This is a genomic window from Endozoicomonas atrinae (genome assembly GCF_001647025.1).
GTDB lineage: Bacteria > Pseudomonadota > Gammaproteobacteria > Pseudomonadales > Endozoicomonadaceae > Endozoicomonas > Endozoicomonas atrinae.
The window spans coordinates 1-592 of record NZ_LUKQ02000737.1 but is presented as its reverse complement, the minus strand read 5'-3'; the positions used below and the strand labels follow the sequence as shown (position 1 = coordinate 592).

Here is a 592-nt window from a genome sequence, read left to right as displayed (position 1 = left end):
CAGTTATAACGGACACTCTGCGGGATAACGTAGATTGGCTTCTCTTCAGGAGAGCTGCCATCGGTAAACTGAAGCTCACACCAGCCTGTGGTTACGTCGATTTTTCCGACCACTTCTGCGGTATTGATCTCACCGTTAAAGTCAGCCGTTGCCGTAATAATATCCCCGTTATCCACCCGCACCGCCGTTAGCTGCAAGCTGCCCTGACGGATCGGAGCACCGGGAGTACGGAAAGCGACCGCATCAATCTTAAAGCCAACGCCAACGGTGGCCGCTGCCTGAATGGTTGCAGTACTGACCGTTCCTTCGGGATAGCTCGCCAGTGTCGCCATACCACCGCTGTAATCAACCCTGCCGACCTGAACCCCGGCATTGGTTTCGGTGCTCAGGTTTTTATAGAGAGCACCGTCCCGGTCAAAGTAGGTTTCACCGTTCCATTCAAAGATCACGCTGCCGGAGAGCAGGACGGTATTGTCCATCAAGGGCAACAGATCAATGGTCAGTTCTGGCGAGGTGATATTCTCATTATACGGTGCATGAGTGAGGTTGCTCGCCTGTGCAATGGCGGTAATGGTGCTGCCGTTGAAGGTTT

General features: G+C 53.5%; 1 protein-coding gene. It reads right to left on the bottom strand.

The window, feature by feature from the left end; translation table 11 throughout:
• The coding region (locus AK963_RS34345; protein ID WP_202969971.1) for a hypothetical protein at nt 1-592 on the bottom strand (592 nt) is incomplete at both ends.